The sequence below is a fragment of the Paenibacillus sp. FSL H8-0332 genome, assembly GCF_037963835.1.
Taxonomy (GTDB): domain Bacteria; phylum Bacillota; class Bacilli; order Paenibacillales; family Paenibacillaceae; genus Paenibacillus_AQ; species Paenibacillus_AQ rhizoplanae.
Window position 1 is genome coordinate 1,906,393 of the sequence record NZ_CP150145.1, and the last position, 19,721, is coordinate 1,926,113.

At 54.9% G+C, this 19,721-nt stretch carries 19 protein-coding genes and 1 pseudogene; 9 read left to right on the top strand and 11 right to left on the bottom strand.

The window, feature by feature from the left end:
• Positions 1-85: 85 nt before the first annotated feature.
• Positions 86-592 carry a hypothetical protein gene (locus NST43_RS08205; RefSeq protein WP_339223667.1) on the top strand — a complete coding sequence of 169 codons (507 nt, stop codon included), beginning with the start codon at positions 86-88 and terminating at the stop codon, positions 590-592.
• Here NST43_RS08205 and NST43_RS08210 read toward each other — a convergent pair.
• Both NST43_RS08210 and NST43_RS08215 read right to left on the bottom strand, forming a co-directional pair.
• Positions 543-905: a hypothetical protein gene (locus NST43_RS08210; RefSeq protein ID WP_339225369.1), complete on the bottom strand. Its 363-nt coding sequence runs from the start codon at positions 903-905 to the stop codon at positions 543-545. The genes NST43_RS08205 and NST43_RS08210 overlap by 50 nt on opposite strands.
• A gap of 156 nt (positions 906-1,061) precedes the next feature.
• Positions 1,062-1,424 (bottom strand): annotated as a pseudogene (locus tag NST43_RS08215) (hypothetical protein); the annotation flags it as partial.
• A 288-nt stretch (positions 1,425-1,712) separates the two neighbouring features.
• Between NST43_RS08215 and NST43_RS08220 the strand changes: the two are divergent.
• A complete protein-coding gene (locus tag NST43_RS08220) occupies positions 1,713-2,000 on the top strand; it encodes a hypothetical protein (protein WP_339223669.1) in 288 nt (95 codons plus the stop codon).
• Positions 2,001-2,790: 790 nt separating this feature from the next.
• Here NST43_RS08220 and NST43_RS08225 read toward each other — a convergent pair.
• From NST43_RS08225 to NST43_RS08250, 6 genes are read right to left on the bottom strand one after another with little or no spacing between them, the layout of a single operon-like run.
• Positions 2,791-3,921 (bottom strand): YheC/YheD family protein, encoded by a 1,131-nt coding sequence (locus NST43_RS08225; RefSeq protein ID WP_339223671.1) that lies wholly within the window; start codon positions 3,919-3,921, stop codon positions 2,791-2,793.
• Positions 3,903-4,421, bottom strand: coding sequence for a GNAT family N-acetyltransferase (locus NST43_RS08230; protein WP_209993419.1), 519 nt, complete (start codon positions 4,419-4,421; stop codon positions 3,903-3,905). Before NST43_RS08230 ends, NST43_RS08225 begins: the two co-directional genes overlap by 19 nt.
• Positions 4,422-4,449: 28 nt before the next feature.
• On the bottom strand, positions 4,450-5,562 hold the full coding sequence (locus tag NST43_RS08235; RefSeq protein ID WP_209993418.1) for a YheC/YheD family protein: 1,113 nt from the start codon (positions 5,560-5,562) through the stop codon (positions 4,450-4,452).
• Positions 5,559-6,932: a YheC/YheD family protein gene (locus tag NST43_RS08240; RefSeq protein ID WP_209993417.1), complete on the bottom strand. Its 1,374-nt coding sequence runs from the start codon at positions 6,930-6,932 to the stop codon at positions 5,559-5,561. The genes NST43_RS08235 and NST43_RS08240 overlap by 4 nt, the downstream gene beginning before the upstream one ends.
• Positions 6,933-8,111 carry a YheC/YheD family protein gene (locus tag NST43_RS08245; protein ID WP_339223675.1) on the bottom strand — a complete coding sequence of 393 codons (1,179 nt, stop codon included), beginning with the start codon at positions 8,109-8,111 and terminating at the stop codon, positions 6,933-6,935.
• 10 nt (positions 8,112-8,121) lie between these two features.
• Positions 8,122-9,489 carry a YheC/YheD family protein gene (locus tag NST43_RS08250; RefSeq protein WP_339223677.1) on the bottom strand — a complete coding sequence of 456 codons (1,368 nt, stop codon included), beginning with the start codon at positions 9,487-9,489 and terminating at the stop codon, positions 8,122-8,124.
• 352 nt (positions 9,490-9,841) lie between these two features.
• On the opposite strand from NST43_RS08250, the gene NST43_RS08255 reads away from it, so the two are divergent.
• The 3 genes from NST43_RS08255 to NST43_RS08265 all read left to right on the top strand — a co-directional run bounded on the left by NST43_RS08255 (position 9,842) and on the right by NST43_RS08265 (position 12,415).
• Positions 9,842-10,183 carry a YlbF family regulator gene (locus NST43_RS08255; RefSeq protein ID WP_036691219.1) on the top strand — a complete coding sequence of 114 codons (342 nt, stop codon included), beginning with the start codon at positions 9,842-9,844 and terminating at the stop codon, positions 10,181-10,183.
• A gap of 303 nt (positions 10,184-10,486) precedes the next feature.
• Positions 10,487-10,771 carry a hypothetical protein gene (locus NST43_RS08260; RefSeq protein ID WP_339223679.1) on the top strand — a complete coding sequence of 95 codons (285 nt, stop codon included), beginning with the start codon at positions 10,487-10,489 and terminating at the stop codon, positions 10,769-10,771.
• Positions 10,772-11,080: 309 nt separating this feature from the next.
• Complete coding sequence (locus NST43_RS08265) at positions 11,081-12,415, top strand: DRTGG domain-containing protein (protein ID WP_209993413.1); 1,335 nt, start codon at positions 11,081-11,083, stop codon at positions 12,413-12,415.
• A gap of 123 nt (positions 12,416-12,538) precedes the next feature.
• Here the strand turns inward: NST43_RS08265 and NST43_RS08270 are convergent, their stop codons facing one another.
• Genes NST43_RS08270 through NST43_RS08280 form a run of 3 tightly spaced genes read right to left on the bottom strand, consistent with a single transcriptional unit; the run spans position 12,539 to position 13,793 of the window.
• On the bottom strand, positions 12,539-12,925 hold the full coding sequence (locus NST43_RS08270) for a YtpI family protein (protein ID WP_339223681.1): 387 nt from the start codon (positions 12,923-12,925) through the stop codon (positions 12,539-12,541).
• 21 nt (positions 12,926-12,946) lie between these two features.
• Complete coding sequence (locus tag NST43_RS08275) at positions 12,947-13,450, bottom strand: hypothetical protein (protein ID WP_339223683.1); 504 nt, start codon at positions 13,448-13,450, stop codon at positions 12,947-12,949.
• 22 nt (positions 13,451-13,472) lie between these two features.
• Positions 13,473-13,793, bottom strand: a complete 321-nt coding sequence (locus NST43_RS08280) for a YtrH family sporulation protein (RefSeq protein ID WP_209993411.1) — start codon at positions 13,791-13,793, stop codon at positions 13,473-13,475.
• Between the two features lie 145 nt (positions 13,794-13,938).
• On the opposite strand from NST43_RS08280, the gene NST43_RS08285 reads away from it, so the two are divergent.
• The 4 genes from NST43_RS08285 (at position 13,939) to accD (ending at position 19,720) form a co-directional block, all read left to right on the top strand.
• The gene (locus tag NST43_RS08285; protein ID WP_339223685.1) at positions 13,939-17,667 is read left to right on the top strand and encodes a DNA polymerase III subunit alpha; all 3,729 of its coding nucleotides are present in this window, start codon (positions 13,939-13,941) and stop codon (positions 17,665-17,667) included.
• A 238-nt stretch (positions 17,668-17,905) separates the two neighbouring features.
• Entirely contained in the window at positions 17,906-18,406 is a 501-nt protein-coding gene (locus tag NST43_RS08290) for a phosphatidylglycerophosphatase A (protein WP_209993409.1), read from the top strand.
• Between the two features lie 147 nt (positions 18,407-18,553).
• Complete coding sequence (locus tag NST43_RS08295; RefSeq protein WP_036700684.1) at positions 18,554-18,742, top strand: hypothetical protein; 189 nt, start codon at positions 18,554-18,556, stop codon at positions 18,740-18,742.
• A gap of 84 nt (positions 18,743-18,826) precedes the next feature.
• Entirely contained in the window at positions 18,827-19,720 is an 894-nt protein-coding gene (gene accD / locus NST43_RS08300) for an acetyl-CoA carboxylase, carboxyltransferase subunit beta (protein WP_339223688.1), read from the top strand.
• Position 19,721: the final 1 nt, after the last annotated feature.

The window sequence follows — 19,721 nt, forward strand, 5'->3', positions numbered from 1 at the left end:
TTCGATAAATCAACAGCAGTCTGGAGCTTTTAGTTCAAGACTGCCGTTGGTTTTTATATTGCCTTCAGGAGGGGTTGGAGAAAATATGGAGAAAAAAAGCTGGATTTTAGTGATTCTAGTAGTCTCTTTATTCGGAAATGCTGCATTATTTATGGATCGTCTACGAGTCAACAGAATTGAAGATTTGAAATATGAATTATTGAATGCTTACATTCAACGAGATCTAGTTCAACTTGAAGAAACTATACAGTATCAACAAGATAATCAATGGAAAAATGAAACGCTTGTTACACAGAAACTAGATGATGCCATCGATTCAATTATCTTACACAGTGGAATGGAAACAGATAAGGATAAAGAAGCTATTCTTATGAAATTGTACGATTACATGAATGAGTTCAGGGTTGGTGACGGTACTTTTGATGTTAGCCTAAACGATAAGCAGCGTGCTGATTACATCCATTTAGCTCAAAAGCTGCGTTCTAACGGATGGAATTCTAGAGTTGGATATGATACAAGCTGGGATTTTTTTGCATCAAAAGTCAATGAGTTTGTCCCTCAATCGCCTGAACAGCCAGCCTCAAAGCCTTAATTCTCCGCTCCAAAAGCGTTCTTTGTGGACTGCCCGCCTTTGACTTGGCATAACTGTTCTCAACTGAAGGGGTTAAACCAGTGAGAACCTTGCCGGCCTCTGCTAAATCTTCAGGTGTATATGGATGAGGCTTTTGATTCCAGACATTTTCCAGAACCGCTAAGCCGATGGATACCGCATGGAGGCGTTTGGTTACCAGGGTAGTATTGGCGCCACTTTGAGTCATTTGGGACAAAGCGCTCTCAAGTTTTTTGACTGTGGATTGCATAGAGGTTATGGATTCCAATTGATCTGCATTTGATACATTTTCCATATTCACTGTCCTTTCTTTGCTTCTGAATTTATACTTCATGCCAGTTTTATTCATAAGCTCTACAGGATACTCCGGATCAGGAGTATTTTTAAGCTCTGTTTCTGTTCCGACAAAAAACTCCTGGACCGTAGGTCCCTCTATTTTACCGGAACTATTAACAGACTCGCCGTCGCCTATATGGTGACCGTGGATCATTTGGTCTACATCTATTTTTTGCTGCTTATTTTGTTCATCATAGTAGTAAAATTCATCGAAAGATACTCCATATTCAACTGGAGTGGAAGTTTTTAAAATTCCTGATTCAGGAATGGTATAAATGTTTTTCCCATTAACCTGCTTGATAGGGTCAAGTCCCTCTTGATTATAGATAATCTGCACCCAGCCGACATAATTTTCTGGAATAAGATAAGTGTTTAGATTGCTTTTATTAGAGCTGCAAGCGACGAGGATCAGTGCTAACAGTATTAAAGGAATGAATAGCGGTAATAACGTTGTTCCGGTTAAGCGAAATGAATTCAATCAGAAAATGTATACCAGGGATGAATTGAAGAGTTTCTTCAATATCCAGCTGCTCAAAAGCTTAAACATGCCTTTAGACGAAATTAAACAAAGGCGTACAGAGAGAATTAAAAGAACTGTTAGAAAGGGTACCTGTACCCATAGATGAGCTGTCTGATTCCAATCAGTACCTGGAACAACAGCTGGAAATTTATAAAGGCTTATTACCTGTTGATATGGCAGAGTTTGTAGGGCAAGTGATCCAAGTCTTTTATAAAAATGTTAATGAATTAAAGGGAGAATAAATATATGAGTCCATTAAGTTCCAGACGGCATTCTAAGCTGTTGCTGCAAATTTTGTTAGGCTTAACGCCGTTTTTAATCTTAGGACTGATCCTTGTAGGGATTTTTAGGTGGGGAGAGATCATGCCCTTTATGGTTTCGCTGTTTGTCCCGGATGGGTTCTCTTATCTTTCAGTTGCCTTACTGGGCTTGAGTGTAGGTACAATTGTAGTACTTATTAGTTTGGGTCTCATCATAAAAACAAACACAGAGCTTCCTCAATCAGGAGGCGCAGAAATGATAAAAAAATCATAAGGACTCCAAGCGGTATTGCTGTTAGTTCACTGGGGGGAGGCTTGTTTGAAGAGTTTTTCTTCAGGGGTGTGTTAATCGGATTGTTTATCGGCTATAGCCCGATCATGGACTAGGTTGTAATTCTAACAAGCTCCTTTTTGTTCTGGATCATTCATGTACCACAGTATAAAGGTGTTTATGTAGCCTACCTGATCGTATTTATGAACGGGCTGATCTTCGCCTTATTATTTTATTCTACAGGTTCCTTGATTCCGGCCATTCTGGGCCCATGCGATTTACAATGTTGGCATAGGGATTTACTTTGCTCATAAGCATATAAAAGAACAAAATCACCCTAACAGGTGAAGGTGTGTTGGTTTCTCATTGCCGGGTAACTTTGATATGTGAGTTTTTCTCTCTCACGGACCGCTTGTATGGAGCCGTAAGTTGCACTTTTTGCAGGATTTCTCTATTAAAAGTTACCGGCTGAAGTATATTGTTGCATTATTTGCACAAAATTTCGGTGCAGAGAGTAAGTTAGCACTGGCTTTGTTGCATTTCGTGCAGGATTTCAGCATAGGCGGGTTTTATTGGGCAGTATTGCTGCATTTCTTGCAGGATTTCTGTAAAAATGTTACTGGCTGTGGGCAGGGGAAGCATCCTTTATCGCAGCAGCCCCAATGTGTTCGGCTTTCCGCATACATCTGGCCTGTGTACTTTCATGGTAGTGAACTGTATTCGTTTTTCATATACATCTGTTCTACAGAAAAAATCAGCCGTTCTCCGCAATCGCAGGGAACGGCTGTCTATATTACTCCTCAACCACCTTAGACGAACTAGGCGTATTCTTGTTCTTATACACCCACATCGCATATTCCAGCGGGCGGACCAGCGCTTTGTGGTAGGTGCTGTTGTCGCCGGAGCGGGCGAAGACCTCGCGGGCGGGCTTGGGGTTGACCTCCAGCACGTAGATTTTGCCCTCGCGGTCGATGGCAAGATCCAGGGCCAGCTCGCAGAGGGCGCCGAAGCTGTCTTCGAGATAGGCGGCAGCCTCGATCCCCAGCTTCTCGGCAGCGAGCATGGCCTTGTCGGCACGCTCTTCGCTGCCAAGCCACTGCTTCAGCAGCGTCTCGGCCTTCATCGCATGCCCGCCGCCATGGAGGTTCGAGGTGACACTGCGGGCGGCGCCCACCCGGCCGGCCATGCCGGTGAACTCCCAGTCGCCCTGGCCGTTCTTCTGCACCAGCATCCGGTAATCGTGAAACCGGCCGCTGGGCAGCCGTAGCGGGATACCCTGCTGCACGAGGAATTTACCGCTGATGCACCACTGGCGGACGATGGTCTCCAGCCGGCTCAGGGACACCTTGCGCGGGGCGATGATCTGGCGGCTCTGGCGGCGTCCCTGAATATCGAAGAGAGACTTGCCTTCACGCTGGCGTTCTATCCGCAGGATGCCGCGCCCCCCGGTGCCGTTAATCGGTTTGACATAGACGACGGGGCTGGATTTCAGCATCCGTTGCAGATCGGCAGAGGACTGGTAGAGCAGCGTCTCCGGCATATGGGCCCGGAAGCGGCTCCGCTGGGAGAAGGTCTGGTGCACCGTCCATTTATTACGCAGCGGGCGGTTCAGGAAGGTCAGATGGTCGTACCGCGCGCGGAAGCGCAGCAGCTGCTGGAAGCGCTGGCTGCGCTGAATCCGGCAGCGGTCATAGATCATATTCGGGAAGGAGCGCCATTTCCGCGACCATACTCCGCTTTTGACATCATAGACCATCGCATTGATCAGGTCCTTGCTGACATGCACATCTGCCGGGGTGAATACAAAGACATCCAATCCTATCCGGCTGCCTTCAATAATCATCCTCCGGTATACGCTCTTCTCTTCAAGCTGCTTGGCGTCGTTCAGATACAGGGTAAGGATGCCTAAGACGGGCTCTGACACAGGAGTTCACCTCCTTGCGGAAGAGTGGCGGGATCAACTGCGCTCAGGGGGGAACGCAAGAGCAGGGTGGGCTTGCCTGTAGGTCCGTTAATGAGGTCTACTGCGGCAAGCCCGCTGTTGAAACACATCTTGAGGCTGGCTGCATTGTCGCAGGCCACATGGCATTCCAGCTGCCCAAGGCGCTCCAGCTGTGCAGTAAGCAGGGCTGTGCCTGTGTGCTTGTTCCGGTACAGGGGATGGACGGCGACTACACAGGCCTCCTTGCCGAAACCGGACACGAAGCTGACGCCTGCAAGCTGGCGGCCGTTCTGACCCCGTAATGTGGCAACGAGCAGGGAGACCCCCGGCAGGGCAAGCTGATCCGGTGTCAGCCGGGCCAGCCTCCTGCATCCGCGAAGTGTAATCCGCTGCTCCCCATACTCACTCAGGAACTCAAGCAATCCGCTTCGCCTGGATTCCCACTGTGCGGGATTGCTGTCGTAGAGCGAGGATATCTGCATGGTGTCACTTCCTTTGACGAATAATGGATTATTTGGATTGGCGGGACAGATGATTGCCGTATTGGAAGATGCGTTCGAGCGACAGCTTGCGGATCGCCGGCTCGTCGAATTTCATCGGGCGGGAATTGGCTTCAAAAAACCATACTGCGCCTTCTTCATCGACCCCGAGGTCCATTGACATCTCGCCCAGCATGTTGCTGGAAGCCCGCTCAATCTGCCGGGCGACCAGTAGCGCAGTGGTAGAGACATCCTTCAGGATAAGCGCTGCCTGCTCTGCTCCGAAGGTTCCCTCCAGCATGCTGGAGGGATCTTCGATGCTGCCGCCGCGCGGCACATGGGTGGTGATGCTGCGGGCCCCGGCCAGCCGGGCACCGATGCCGGTTACTGCCCAGGCGCCCCGGCCGTTCTTCTGCAGCAGCACCCGCAGGTCGAAGGGGCGGCCCCGGTATCCGGCAAGCACGATGGCTTGCTGGACAATGTAGCGGGCGGATCCTTTTTCCCGGCCGATCCGGGCCCAGAGCCGTTCGACAGACGCGGCCTTATAGGTCGTGTTCTTTTTGCCGCTCTGAATCTGCAGCCGGTAGGGAAGGAGAGTGTCCGGCCGGTATCTCAGCCGCATGATGCCTTTGCCCGCCTTGCCCTTCTCCGGCTTGAGATAGAGACTCTCGTGATTCTTCAGCATCGCGGTAAGGGTCGCTGCGCTGCGCATGCGGCGGGTCTTGGGCACATGCCTCGAGGTTGCCTTGGATTCCTTGAGCCACTCGAAGAGGTTCCACTTATTGAAGAAGCTCGGATTGTACAGCGAGATTTCGGGATGCTCCAGACACTCGGCAATTTTGCGCGCGACCGGTGCCTTCTCCTCCTCCTCGCGGTTGGGAATCCGGTTATAAATGACCTGCGGCAGCGGAACCGGAATGGCATACCAGAGCTTCCCGCTGGCGGAAGGCACATAGCCGCTCACGATTTGTTCATTCAGCTTCAGGTCGCGGACGGTGATGACATAGACCATATAGCCCATTTCTCTGCCGGTACGGATAATGTCGCGGAAGTTACTGCGGTTGCCGCGGAACTGCTGAAGCCGGTCACTGGTGGTGAGAATGGCGATTACGGGCTTACTGGGATCGGGTATCCGGCTGTTCACAAGTCATCCCTCCTGCGGAATTTGCTGAGATACAGACAATGCTCCAGGATGTGCTCAATGGAAGCTTTGCCCTCAGCGCGCAGGGAGGGGTGGCGGAAGATAGAGCGTCCCGGTTTGGCATTGGCCTCGAACATCCAGATATCCTCATCCTGGTCAATGCCGAGATCGAACCCGATCTCGCCGAGCAGATGGCGGTGCTGGATCTCCAGAGATTCTGCCAGTTTGACGGCAGTAGTTTTGGCGCGCTGGAGCACTTCATCTGATCTGGCCCCGAACACACGGCCGAGGGCCTGCTGCGGGGTCAGTAGCGCTCCGCCATTCTTCAGATGGGTGGTGACACTGCCCCGTCCGGCTTTTTTGGCCCCGATTCCGACGACGACCCATTGATTGCTGCCGTTCTTGTGCATATGGAAGCGGAAATCAATCGGGCAGTTGTCAATCTCGATAAGGCGGATACCCTGCTGGACCACATAGTTCTGCATGCTCTGCCCATGGCGGCCCCGCAGCATACGCATCAGGCTGTCGAAGCTGGTGAAGCGCAGCAGCACGTTCTTGCCACTCCTGCGGTACCGGGCGAAGTACCCTTTCTTCGGCAGGTAGGTCAGGCGGTAGATGCCGTGTCCCAGGCTGCCGGCGGAAGGTTTGTAATAGACGAAGTGGTGACGGTCCAGCATATCCCGCATTTGTTCGGAGCTTGGGTTACTGTGCGTTTCAGGCACGAAGCGGTTCGCCGCCCCGTCGTTCTCCAGCAGCCGGTAAATATCCGATTTATTGAAAAAACTCCAGTTGAAATAAGGAATTTTCTTACGTCCGAAGCGCTCGCGCAGCTGGTTGATGTAAGGGGAGGTCTCAGCTCTGCGGCTGGGCAGGCGGTTATAGACTACATCCGGCAGGGGCACGAGCTTGCGCTCGAAGCGGCCGCTTGCCGTCAGGAAATATCCGTTGACCTGCTCCTGCTGCCAGTCGATATCCCGCGGCATGAAGGCGAAAATGTAGCATTTGTTGCTGCCTTCACGCAGCAGCTGCTTGATGAAGCCGGTACGGGAGCCGAAGGGCTGCGCTGCAGAAGCGGGTCCGTCTGAGAGCACACCGACCAGCGGCCCGAGCTGCACCTCGTCATTCTGCAGATTCCGCAGGTAGATGCCGCCAGCCTTCGGGACCTTGATGGCGCTTTTGACGCCCGAGGCCAGGAAGAGGTGCTTGCCGGCACGCTTGATCGGCTTGATCGTGGCCGGGATGGCATCTTTTCCAAGGCGCAGGCGGATGTTCTTCTTGCCGGATAATTTCAGGCTTCTCATCAGTTCACCCGAGACATATACTACTCGATCAGGCTGCTTGGTGAAATGGACATTGCAAAAAGTGAGACCCATTTATGAATCCTCCTTTGGAACCATAGATATCATTCTCCCGTGTGTACGGAGCTGCCCGGGAGGCAGCTTGTGGTAGCTGCTTGAGGTAAGCAGCAGATGGCGCGCATAGCGCAGCGGGTTCTCGGCAGCGAGTCTAGCAGCCCGGCGGTCGCCCGTCAGCCGGAACACCGTGCGCCCTGGCTTGGAATTAGCTTCCAGCAGATAGATTCTCCCTCCGGCATCGATGCCAAAATCAAGGCCCAGCTCTCCGAGTCTGCCGCAGGATTCTTCCAGCAGCGGAGGCAGGAGTGCAGACGCCAGGGTCAGCTCCTCCAGCAGGTCTCTTCCTCCCGCGCCGTATTCGTCCAGCAGGAAGGGGAGGGCGGGAACGGCTGTGCCTCCGCCGTGCAGATTGGAGGTCAGTGATCCCCGGGTGCCGAGCCGGACGGCCATGCCGGTCAGTGTCCAGGCACCGGTGCCGTTCTTCTGCATCAGCACACGTACATCGAACGGCTGTCCTCCGCTGCCGGTGAGATGCAGGTAAGGCTGTATGATATAGCGGTGCTGGCCGATGAAGCGGCCGATCCAGTCCAGACCTTCGTCCAGCGTACCGAAAACATATTGAAAAGGTTCGTTATTCCTGTCTCTGCCCCGCACCTTTACTCCGCCGCCCTCGCGTCTGCCGAGCATTACAGCGTGTACGGTACGCTTGCCGTGGGAGCCGGTTCTGGGCTTCAGAAAAACGCCGTATTCCCTTCCGGCGAGCATATTGCCAAGCGCTTCGCTGCTGCTGTATAGCTCAGTCTCCGGCAGCAGGACGCTGGCAGAAGGGCTGCGCCGCAGAATCTCATAGACTCCCCATTTATCTGGAAGTCCGCGTGACCAGGGCAGACAGCGGGTCAATACAGACAGGGCGGCCGCTGCTGCTCTTTTCTCCTCAGGTGTCCTGTAGAAGCAACGGTTATAGAGAATGTCAGGCGGCGGAGAATGCACAGGCTCCCATTGTCCGTTCTGCCATTGATATCCGCTGACATAGGAGCCGTCCGCAGCTACACCGTCCGGATGAAAGATCAGGACCTTCAGATCATACAGCGGGGCCGCACGGCAGAGATGACTGCAGAACTCCGGCTCTGCGATGGGAGGAATCCCGTGGCGACGGTCTGTCATAATGCCAAGGAACCCCATTGCTGTTGTGGTCATGATGTCCTCCTTATAACCCGGCCAGATAACGGCAGTATAGAATCATTTGTTTGACAGAGGGTCTGATTTTTTGGTCATTCAGCGGTGTATTGTCGTTCTTGGATGGCTTGGAGTTGACCTCCAGCAGCCAGATTCGGCCGGACTGGTCAAGCGCGAGGTCGATGCCGAGCTCCCCGAAATGCGCGGGAATGTAAGTCTCAACCCCTCTTGCAATGGCCAGCGCCGCTCTGGGCAGCTGAACCTGGGTGCTTTCTTTGACACCGGACGGAAGACTGCTTTTGCCGACGGCCTCCTTGACCGTACTGAGCGTGCCGCCGCGGGCAAGATTGGAGACGAAATGATTACTTCCGGCGGTCCGGGCCACAATGGAGGTGACGCCCCATTTGCCGGTGCCGTTCTTCTGCACCAGTGCCCGGAAATCGACCGGCCGCCGTCCAAGCTCCATCAGGGAGAGACCCTGCTGGATCTGGAAGCGGGTGGTTTTCATCTTGGGGGCAATGGTCTGAAATAGCTTCGCCAGACTGGTATAGCTCTGCTTTCGTGTGCCCATCGGAGTGGTGGACAGCAGCCGGTAGCCTCCGCCTTCCTCTTTGGAAATGCGCAGAATGCCTTTGCCCAGGCTGCCGCGTACCGGCTTCAGGAACACGCTGGGATAGCTGCTGCACATTTTTTTGAGTATGGCTAAGCCGGTCAGGGCATGCGATTCTGGCAAGTACCGCTGCAGGGCGGGGTCTAGAGCCAGCGCCTCGAATACCTCTGTCTTGTCTAGGAACTTTTCGTTGAAGAAGTGGGTTCCGTAGCGGGATTTTACATCTGTCAAAAAATGCTGTACGCTAGGTTTATTCTCTACCTTTCGCGTGGTCAGCCGATTGTTGATCACATCGGCAACAGGAAGACTCAGCTTCCGCCAGCCCTCATCGTAGACCCAGCCCTGGATGGTAGTGGTGCGTGATTCCAGCGCTTCCGGGGTGAAGAAATAGACATAGGTGCCTTGTGCATGGCAGGCATGGGTCAGCTCCCGGCAGAACATGGTGATCTGGCCGAAGACTCGCTCCGGCTGTTCGGGATGGTCCCGGCTCACCAGGACGCCAATCATCGGCCCCAGACGCAGAATGCGGCTGCCGGTGCTGTAGGAAGCGTTAAGCGTCAGGTGCTGTCTTAAGCCAAGCCGCCGGGCGAGTGCCTCACTAACGCGCAGACTGTCGGATTTGGGAACAGGAATTACGGTAACCTCCTGCCGGAAAGAGCCGAAGTTCAGCTGAATAGTTCCGTGCGCCGGTATTTTGAGCCTCTTCATGGATTTTTCGCCTAGCATTACAGCATTTTCCTGCAGGATGCCCGAGTGGACCGTTTGAACCGGGATCTTTAGCTTAGACATCGTGGATCTCCTTCCGGTAGGCAAGCATGGTGCCGGCAATATGAATCTTGAGGGTTACATATCATTCATCATATGGAGACATCTGACCCTTGGTGATTGACCTATTCCCGAAAAAGCCGTGCCGGGCGGATTAATATCGCCGGCAGCCAGGGGGCTGGCAGGCGCGCCCTGGACCGGAGGGCGGGAGCACAGAAGGAAGTAGGCGTGCCCGGGCGTAACTTACGCAGCTGCCAAATTTGGGCGCGGACAGCCCCCGGGGCCGCCAGGTGGACGGGCATAGGGCCGCTACCCGCTGAATGAGCGGGGCTTCGCAGCGAAGCAGAGACGAACATAACTTGGAGGAGGAATTAGAATGAACGTGATTGATAAGGCGCATGAATTGGCGCGTGCTATTAAGGACAGCAGTGAGGTATCGGATATTACCAGTGCAATGAAGGTGATCGAAGCAGATCCGGAGAGCAAGCAGATGCTCGACAACTTCCGCCAGAGCCAGATTGAGCTGCAGCAGCGGATGATGAGCGGGGACATGCCTCCGCAGGAGGACATGGAGAAGATGGAGAAGCTCTTCGAGGTGCTTAACCTGAACCTGGGCATCCGCCGTCTGTTCGACGCAGAGCGCCGCCTCAGTGTGGTCATCGAAGATGTGAACAAAATCATCACAGACAGCCTGTCCCAAATGTACGGCGCACAATAAACACCGGCAGCGCATCGGGGATTCGCTTTGATACAGTAAAAGGGTGATTTCAGGGCCATGTGGCTCTGGGATCACCCTTTTTGTCTAGTACAGCATCAGCTTTAAAACTGTAAGAATGAACCGCAGGGGTGTTAAAGACTGAGCATGAATATCGAGCTAATAGAGGCTGCTTCTGCACCTGTTGCTGACTTCTAGCCCGGCTGAAAAATTACGCAGCTTGTCTCATATTTCAGGACGCAGGTTCATAGAATAGAGATATAGATTCATTCTAACAATCTTCTAGAGCGAAGGAGCGGTCCTGCAATGAGAAAAAAAAGTAAATTCAAGCACTCTGTGTATCTGCTGGTTGCCCTGGCCATGCTGTTATACGCGCTGCCGAAGCTGTCTTTTCAGAATGGTTCCGGCTGGGTGCTGGGCTTCGGTCTTGTCTGGTGTGTCTTCGCGTTCCTGGTTATTGCCTCACATCTGCATTTTATTATCGGAGTGGATGAAGAGAAGCAGAAGCGTCTGGATGCCGTCCGTAAGGCCAAGCTGGCGCAGTGGCAGGGCAAGTGGAACGAAGAAGGCCGGGTGTCGCAGAGATCATAGTCCAGGTATAGAGCTAGTGGTGTAAAACTACCCCCTGTGTGCCCTTGCGGCGGACCGGGGGTTATCTGTGCGTGCCTCGCCTGACGGGAGTAAGTTACCCGGTGTTATATATATATTCCTAGCTGTATTCATTGATGTGTTTTTCCCGGAAAGGCCTGTTGTTTCGGCATACCTGCCATACATACCTGATGGCTTGTCATAGAGCTGTCATAACTTTTGAAAGATACAGTGTAACCTGTTGTACTCCGGTGTGGCCAGCATGTATAATGGGTACAGAATAGTACAGATCGGGGTATGGGGGTGTAACAGTTGGAAGGTCAAGGCGATAATATCACAAAGCATGAACAACTGCTGCAGCACATTGAAAGTCTGAAGGTAGGAACCAAGATCTCCGTCCGCAAGCTGGCGAAGGAGATGGGGGTCAGCGAAGGTACGGCTTACCGTGCGGTGAAGGAAGCGGAGAACCTGGGAATCGTCATCACCAAGGAACGGATCGGTACGGTCCGGGTGGAGAAGAAGCCGCGGAATATTTCCGAACAACTGACCTTCGGGGATGTCGTAGATATTGTTGAGGGGCATGTGCTTGGCGGAGCAGAGGGTCTGAACAAGCATCTTCATAAATATGTGATCGGTGCGATGAAGGTCGATGCCATGATCCGGTACATCGATGCCGACAGCCTGCTGATCGTAGGGAACCGCGATGATGTGCATTCGCTTGCGCTGGAGCAGGGGGCAGGGGTTCTTGTAACGGGGGGCTTCGGCACCAGCCGTGAGGTCAAAACGCTGGCCGATGAGCTTGACCTGCCGGTAATCTCGTCCAGACATGATACGTTTACGGTGGCTTCGATGATTAACCGTGCGATTTTTGACCGGCTGATCAAGAAGAAGATTATGCTGGTCGAGGATATCGTGGAGGGCAAGCTGCGGCTGAACACGCTCAAAATCTCCAGCACCGTAGGAGAGCTGCGTGAACTGGCACAGGCCAGCGGCGAGCAGCGGTTCCCGGTCACGGATGAGTGGCACCGGGTTATCGGGATTATAGGCCGGCGTGATGTGGAGGATCTCAGCGAAGGGCAGAGCATCGAGAAGGCGATGGTGCGCAGTCCGGTCACCGCTGCACTCCAGACCTCGCTGGCTTCGGCGGCGCAGATTATGATGTGGGAGGGGATCGATTTTCTGCCCATTGTGGACCGTAACCGCAAGCTCGTGGGGTCGGTCACCCGGCGTGAAGTGCTGCAGAGCCTGCGCGACGCCAGCAATCAGCCGCAGCTGGGAGAGACATTTGATCATCTGATCTGGAACGGGTTCGCGGATGAGCGGGATGAGGAGGGCAGGCTGTTCTTCCACGGCTTCATTACCCCGCAGATGGCGACCGATCTGGGGACGATCTCGGAGGGAGTTCTGTCCACCCTAATGACCCTGTCCGCCTGCAAAGCAGCCAAGGACATTACCGGGAACGACTATGTACTGGACAATATGTCAACCTATTTCATACGTCCGGTACAGATTGAGCATTCCATCACCGTCATGCCGAAGCTGCTGGAGATCAGCCGCCGTACCTGTAAGCTGGAGATTGAAATCAGCTATATGGATACCATTGTAGCCAAGGCCGTTCTGATGCTGCAGTCGATTGACCACGGGTAGCGGGGATGAGCGAGTAATGATGAATAAGGATTCATTTACGGAAAAATTTCAAAATAGACCAGGGCTGTCCTGCAGGTGAGCAGGATGGCAACTGGTCTATTTGTATGGGTGGGGGCTGAACCCTCAGCTTCTGCTGCGCATCCGGCTGTAGTAGCTGTAGCTGCGCAGTCCCGAGAAGACATTGAACAGGCCCAGCAGCAGAAAAGCAGTCTCAATGACCACGTTAAGCGTCGAGCCGCGGAACATGAACATCGACATGAGTGAAAGCGTGACCAGCATTCCGCCCAGCAGCATGTTCATGATTGAGCGCTTGGTTCCTTGAACGAGCGGGTCGGTGCTTCTGCGGGAAGAGATGCTGTACGCAGCGGCGCATACCATGAAGATAACGAGCAGGGCAAACAGCAGATACTTAATGAACATAATCATGAACAGCAGCTCCTTTGTGGAAGACCGGGCAGTCAGCGTAGCCTCAGCCGGGCACTCTGTATCCTGTGATTGTAATTTGTCCACTATTGTATCATGATTCGCGGCTCAGCTGCGTTTATACGGACTGATTTCCACCCAGATTTGCAGCACGCCCTCCATTACCAGCATGGTGCGGATTTTGACGGTGTATTCCTTCTCGCGGGCCAGATAGATTTTGCTGTCCAGCAGCAGGCGCGCCAGCTTGCCGTCGGAATCGATATCGAACATGCTGCGCCCGCGCAGCGGCTCCAGATCGCCCGCCAGCTTGCTGAGGACCTCCTTGGCTGTCACCGGGTCCAGCGCCGCCGCACCGTCCTTGACCTTGCTGTCCTCGGTGCGCACCTTAATCTCACGGATGACGGTGGAGGTGTTGTTGTATTTTTTGAGCGTCAGAATGTCTTTCCGGTATTGTTCAATCTCCAGCCGCAGATCCTGGTTATTGACCCAGAGCATGTTATAGCCCATATGATAAATCGCGTTATACAGGGCGGCTCCCACTATCATCCCCAGCACAAATACAGCAGCAATCTGCGAGAAACGGCGGTAGCGGTCAAACGGCGGAAGTCGCATGTATCTTTTCACCCCTTCGCTTCTACTTGCCGCAGACCCACTTGACCAGCTCACTGCCCATATGAGCGCCCAGGAAGGCGAACACGAGGTAGAGAATCTGCTTGATGGCCGGAGAGAGATTGCCTCCCAGCATATTGCTCTCAATGACCCGCATCGGGTCGATGGTTCCGCCTACAGCGGCAGCTAGTGCCCATATCTTAATCCGGTCTGCGATTTCCAGCATGGTATCGGTTGGCGGTTGAAGAGAGACGACGGCTCCGATTCCGCCCAGCATCGCTCCACCCAGCACTATGCCGAACGCGATGAAGAAGTCGAGGACGGCCTTGCTTAAGAAAATATCCATAAAAAGCTCCCTCCTTAGATCAGGCGGCGGCCTGGCTTTTGCCTGTCCATATGCGCTTAATCCATTCTATGGGCGGCTCCCCCTCTAATATGATAAAATAGTTTCATCTTATGTTTTGATTTGGAGCTGAAGGGAAGTGGGGAATATGAGCCCATTCGTGCATTTGCATGTGCACAGCGAATACAGTTTACTGGACGGGGCGGCGCGCATTACAGATCTCGTGCGCCGGGCCGGCGAATACGGCATGACATCGCTGGCGCTGACGGATCATGGTGTGATGTACGGGGCCATCCCTTTCTATAAAGCCTGCCAGGCGCAGGGAATCAAGCCGATTATCGGCTGTGAAGCTTATTTGACCGCAGGCTCCCGCCGTGAGCGGGGAAGCCGCAAGGATCAGCCGATCTACCATCTGATTCTGCTGGTGAAGAATATGACCGGCTACCGGAATCTGATGAAGCTGATCTCCATCGGCCATCTGGAGGGCCAGCATTACAAGCCGCGCATCGATATGGAGGCGCTGGCAGCACATGCCGAAGGCATCATCTGCCTCAGCGCCTGTCTGGGCGGAGAAGTACCGCAGCATTTGCTGCACGGCCGGGAGGATGAGGCGCGTAAGGCGGCGCTGCGGTATAAGGAGATTTTTGGAAGCGACTTCTATCTGGAGCTGCAGGATCACGGGATACCGGAACAGAAGCGGGTGAATCCGCAGCTGACTGCGCTTGCTGAAGAGCTCCATATTCCGCTGGTGGCGACCAATGATGTCCACTATATGGACAAGGAGGATGCGGAGGTTCAGGATGTGCTGATCTGCATCGGCACGGGCAAATCCGTGGACGATGAGGACCGGCTGAAGATCGGGACGGACCAGCTGTTCTTCAAAAGCGGGGAGCAGATGGCAGCGCTGTTTCCGCATGTGCCGCAGGCGATAGAGAACACGCAGCGGATCGCTGAAGCGTGCAATCTGGAGCTGACGTTCGGCAATCATATTCTCCCGGAATTCTCACCTCTGCCGGAAGGGCTGGATGCCGCTGCTTATCTGCGCGAGCTGTGCCGCAGCGGGCTGGAGCAGCGCTATGCGGATACTCCGCTCTGGGAATCGCCGGAGCAGAAGGAGACGGCCGAGAAGCGGCTAGACTACGAGCTGGGAGTCATTGAGAGCATGGGGTTCAGCGATTATTTCCTGATCGTGTGGGATTTTATCGCTTTTTGCCATCGAAATGGAATTGTAACCGGTCCGGGCCGTGGTTCCTCCGCAGGGAGTCTTACCGCATACACGCTGAAGATTACCGATGTGGACCCGCTGAAATATAATCTGCTGTTCGAGCGGTTCCTGAATCCTGAGCGGATCACGATGCCCGATATTGATATCGACTTCAGCGACGAACGCCGCGATGAGGTTATTGCGTATGTGGTGGATAAGTACGGCAAGGAGCATGTGGCGCAGATCATCACCTTCGGTACGATGGCGGCAAGGGCTGCTGTCCGGGATGTGGGCCGGGCGCTGAATCTGCCGTATAACGAGGTGGACAAGGCGGCGAAGCTGATTCCGGGCCAGCTTGGCATCAGCATCACCCGGGCGCTGGAGAGTACGCCTGAGTTGAAGGCGCTGTATGAGACGAATCCGAAGACCAGAGGCCTGCTCGACATGGCGATGAAGGTGGAGGGAATGCCGCGTCATGCCTCTACACATGCTGCCGGTGTGATCATCTCCAAGGGTCTGCTGACGGATGCCGTTCCGCTCCAGGCGGGCAATGAGAGTACGGCACTGACCCAGTATTCCATGGAGCATCTGGAGAGCGTCGGGCTGCTCAAGATGGACTTCCTGGGTCTGCGGACTTTGTCGATTATTGAAAGGTGCATGAAGTGGGTGAAGGAGATGACCGGGAGCGTGCCGGATTTCCGCTTCATCCCGGATCATGATCCGCTTACCTATGAGATGCTGGGAGCAGGCGAGACTACTGGCGTATTCCAGCTAGAATCGGCTGGCGTGCGGCGGGTGCTGAAGGACCTGAAGCCGAGTGGATTCGAGGATATTGTCTCGGTGGTGGCGCTGTACCGGCCGGGTCCGATGGAATTTATCCCGAAATTCATCGGGGGCAAGCATGGGGAGTTCGAGGTCGTCTATCCTCATGCGGATCTGAAGCCGATTCTGGCTGATACGTACGGCATTATCGTCTATCAGGAGCAGATCATGCAGATTGCTTCGCTGATGGCCGGCTTCTCGCTTGGCGAAGCAGACCTGCTGCGCCGTGCAGTGTCCAAGAAGAAGCGGGAGACACTGGATCAGGAGCGCAGCCACTTCGTGGAGGGCAGTCTGAAGCAGGGCTACAGCGAAGCGGATGCCCATGCCGTCTACGATATGATCGTGCGGTTCGCCAACTACGGCTTCCCGCGCGCCCATGCGGCCGCTTACGGGGTGCTGGCCTTCCAGACCGCTTATCTTAAGGCGCATTATCCGGTACAGTTCATGGCCGCTATGCTTACCGCCGTGATGGGTAACCACCGCAAGGTGGCGGAGTACGTACTGGAATGCCGCCGCTCCGGGATTGGCGTGCTGCCGCCTGATGTCAACGAGAGCGGTGTGCTGTTCACGCCGGTGCCGGGCCAGGGGAGCGGGCATATCCGCTTCGGGCTGGGAGCGGTCAAGAATGTGGGGACGCAGGCTGTGGAGAATATTATAACCGTCCGCAAGGAGCGGCCGTTCGACAGCCTGCTCGATTTCTGCCGCCGGGTTGACTTACGTGTCTGCAACAAGCGGGTCATCGAATCGCTGCTGCAGACCGGTGCCTTCGATGCTCTGCCCGGACACCGGGCGCAGCTGCTGGCGATGCTGGATGAGACGGTGGACGCGGCGGCCAAATGGCGCAAGGAGCGCGATGAGCTGCAGATCCAGCTGTTCGACGACCTCATTGAGACGCCGAACTGGGAGATCCGCTACCCGGATATACCGAGGTTCAGCGGAACCCAGCAGCTGGAGCTGGAGCGCGAGCTGCTCGGGCTCTATCTCTCCGGCCATCCGCTGGATGATCATGCGGGGCTGCTGGAAGAGCCGGGAATGCAGAAGCTGATGGATCTTGGCGAAGCAGCGGATGAGAGTATGACCGTGACGGCCGGTATGGTCGTGTCGCTGAAGGAGATCACGACCAAAGCCGGTAAGGCGATGGCTTTTGTGGAGTGGGAAGATCAGATCGAGCGCTGCGAGGTCGTACTCTTCCCTGAGGTGTGGAAACGCAGCCGCGCCCTGATCGAGAAGGGCGCGCTGCTGGCCCTGCGCGCCAAGGTGCAGCAGGAGGACGAGGGCTTCAAGCTGCTGGCCGAGGAGGTAGCTCCGCTCACCTCGGACAGCGTGCGCGCGCTGCTGCAGCGCCGCAGCGCCGGGGGCCGGCCCGCCTTCGGCGCGGGCCGCAGTGCCCCCGCAGGAGCGCCTGCGGCCGCTCCTGCCGCCCGCACGGGCGCCGGTGGCCCCGGCGCCCGGCCCGGTGGTGCAGCTGGCGCCGCCGCTGCACCGGGCACGCGCACACCGGCGGCCCAGCCGCCCGGTGCGCGCGCTTCCGCGGCCGCGTCAGACGCGCGGCCGGGCAGCCCTGCCCCGCTGCGCACGGGGCAGGCCCCGGCTGCTGAGCGCTTCGCAGACTCAGCGCAGAGCGCCCAGCGTGTCTTCATCAAGATCACGCCGGGCGCTGAGCTGAAGGGTCTGCTGCCGCGCCTCCAGGCGCTGCTGCAGAACCATCCGGGACCCGCAGCGACGCTGCTGTTCTACGAGCGCAACCAGAAGGTGCTTGCGCTCAGCGACAGTTACCGGATCGAGCCCTCGGAGGAGCTGTTCGCAGCCATTGAGGAGATGCTGGGTGCCGGAACTGTCCGCCTCAGATAGGAGCAGCCAAGCCATCCTTGGAGCATGTTCGAAGCGAACATGCAGACAGGTGTAATAATGAGCATACCCAATGCACCATAATCGGGGCATGGCAACCCTGATCTTTTTAGCACATTTGCCCCCTCTTCCGCATACATTAGGGAACCAATAGAGTGAACTTATGAATCTGTCAGGCTTCACTCTCAAGTTCAGCTAAATCATAGCGGGGCATTGTCCCGTGCGGAAGGGGAATGACATCATGTCCTATCAAATGGCGGAGGATCTGCTGGGGCGCCGGGGAGTATCGCTGAGCTCGATCGCGGAGATCGTCTATATTCTGCAATCGGTCTACTATCCGACTCTAACAGAGGAAGAATGTCTGGTAAGTGTCAAGTCGGTCCTGAGCAAAAGAGAGGTCCAGTATACGCTCATGACCGGGATTGCGCTGGATGAGCTGGCCGAGAAGAAGCTGCTGCCCCAGCCGTTTCAGGCGGTAATGGAAGCGGATGAATCGCTCTACGGGGCGGACGAGACTCTGGCGCTGGGCATCACGAGCGTGTATGGAATGATCGGTCTGACCAGCTTCGGCTACCTCGATAAAATAAAGCTTGGAATTATCGGCAAATTGAATGATGATAAGGGGAGCATTCACGTATTTCTGGATGATCTTGTGGCCGGAATTGCGGCTGCAGCTTCAGCCCGGATTGCCCACCGGCATGAGGGTGCGAAGGTATATCCCCATGTGACCGGGACCGAATAACGGCTGCTCCTGATACGTTGTGTGCGGCCTCCCGGACCTGAGTCCTTCCTGCCAGACTTGCTTGCGGGAAAAAAGAAAACTGTGTTATCATAATTTCATTATATTCAGGATACGGCTGGATTCGAGATTAGGGAGGCCTTGCAGGGCATGTGGACGGTAATCTATATAGCGCCGACCGCCAAAGTGGCGGAGATGATCCAGAGGAAGCTTACGGAAGAAGGATTTCTGATTAAATGCCGTCCCATCAATATGTCCAAGCAGCAGTTTGAGATTCTGGTTCCTTCGGGAGAGCTTGAAGAAGTGCAGGAGGTTCTCAATCTGATTCTGCATCCCTGAAGAGTATGGCGTAGAGATTCAAGAGCATTCATGACAGCGGCAAGCTGCTATTTACGCAAATAAACGGCTGAAGAGGTGCGACCCTTGTTCAAAGATTTATTTCAGAAAAAACGGAAGTACGCCACTATTCCTTCAGAACGTCTGGAGCGAAGCGGCGGACCGGCAGAAGGCGAGCGCCCCAAGCGGGAGATTCCCGAAGGCCTCATGAGCAAGTGTGCCAAATGCGGAACGATCCAGTACAGCAAGGAACTGGAGAAGAATTTGAAAATATGCCCGTCCTGCGGCTATCATATGCGCCTGAATGCGGCGGAACGGATTGCCATGACGCTTGACCCCGAAGGGTTCATTGAGTTCGACAGCGAGATGGCGTCCATTGATCCGCTGAAGTTCCCCGGCTATGCCTCCAAACTGGAGCAGCAGCAGTCCAAAACCGGACAGGTTGAAGCCGTAATCACCGGCCAGGGCAGCATCGGCGGACATCCTGTTATTGTAGCTGTGATGAACTTTGAGTTCTTCACCGGCAGCATGGGGTCCGTGGTCGGCGAGAAGATTACGAGAGCGGTTGAAGAAGCGACAGAGCGGGAATTACCGATGCTGATCTTCTCCACCTCCGGCGGGGCCAGAATGCAGGAGAGCATTCTAAGTCTCATGCAGATGGCGAAGACAAGTGCCGCGCTGGCCCGGTTCAGTGAAGCGGGCGGCCTCTATATCTCCATCATTACCGATCCGACCACCGGCGGGGTATCCGCTAGCTTTGCCAGCCTGGGCGACATTATTATTGCCGAGCCTGGAGCGGTATTCGGCTTTGCCGGACGGATTGTCATCGAGCAGACGATCCGCCAGAAGCTGCCCGAGGATTTCCAGACGGCAGAGTTCAATCTGCAGCATGGACAGCTGGATATGGTCGTGCACCGTAAGGAAATGCGCTCCACACTCACCAAGCTGCTGGAGCTGCATGATGTGAAAGGGGGATTTTAGG

Excerpts from the sequence above, each read along its gene's own strand:
- NST43_RS08220 (WP_339223669.1), top strand. The coding sequence starts at position 1,713 with ATGAGTCCATTAAGTTCCAGACGGCATTCTAAGCTGTTGCTGCAAATT.
- NST43_RS08240 (WP_209993417.1), bottom strand. The coding sequence starts at position 6,932 with ATGGGTCTCACTTTTTGCAATGTCCATTTCACCAAGCAGCCTGATCGA.
- NST43_RS08285 (WP_339223685.1), top strand. The coding sequence starts at position 13,939 with ATGAGCCCATTCGTGCATTTGCATGTGCACAGCGAATACAGTTTACTG.
- NST43_RS08275 (WP_339223683.1), bottom strand. The coding sequence starts at position 13,450 with ATGCGACTTCCGCCGTTTGACCGCTACCGCCGTTTCTCGCAGATTGCT.
- NST43_RS08280 (WP_209993411.1), bottom strand. The coding sequence starts at position 13,793 with ATGGATATTTTCTTAAGCAAGGCCGTCCTCGACTTCTTCATCGCGTTC.
- NST43_RS08205 (WP_339223667.1), top strand. The coding sequence starts at position 86 with ATGGAGAAAAAAAGCTGGATTTTAGTGATTCTAGTAGTCTCTTTATTC.
- NST43_RS08250 (WP_339223677.1), bottom strand. The coding sequence starts at position 9,489 with ATGTCTAAGCTAAAGATCCCGGTTCAAACGGTCCACTCGGGCATCCTG.
- NST43_RS08295 (WP_036700684.1), top strand. The coding sequence starts at position 18,554 with ATGTGGACGGTAATCTATATAGCGCCGACCGCCAAAGTGGCGGAGATG.
- NST43_RS08230 (WP_209993419.1), bottom strand. The coding sequence starts at position 4,421 with ATGCAGATATCCTCGCTCTACGACAGCAATCCCGCACAGTGGGAATCC.
- NST43_RS08260 (WP_339223679.1), top strand. The coding sequence starts at position 10,487 with ATGAGAAAAAAAAGTAAATTCAAGCACTCTGTGTATCTGCTGGTTGCC.
- NST43_RS08255 (WP_036691219.1), top strand. The coding sequence starts at position 9,842 with ATGAACGTGATTGATAAGGCGCATGAATTGGCGCGTGCTATTAAGGAC.
- NST43_RS08290 (WP_209993409.1), top strand. The coding sequence starts at position 17,906 with ATGTCCTATCAAATGGCGGAGGATCTGCTGGGGCGCCGGGGAGTATCG.
- NST43_RS08210 (WP_339225369.1), bottom strand. The coding sequence starts at position 905 with ATGGAAAATGTATCAAATGCAGATCAATTGGAATCCATAACCTCTATG.
- NST43_RS08245 (WP_339223675.1), bottom strand. The coding sequence starts at position 8,111 with ATGACCACAACAGCAATGGGGTTCCTTGGCATTATGACAGACCGTCGC.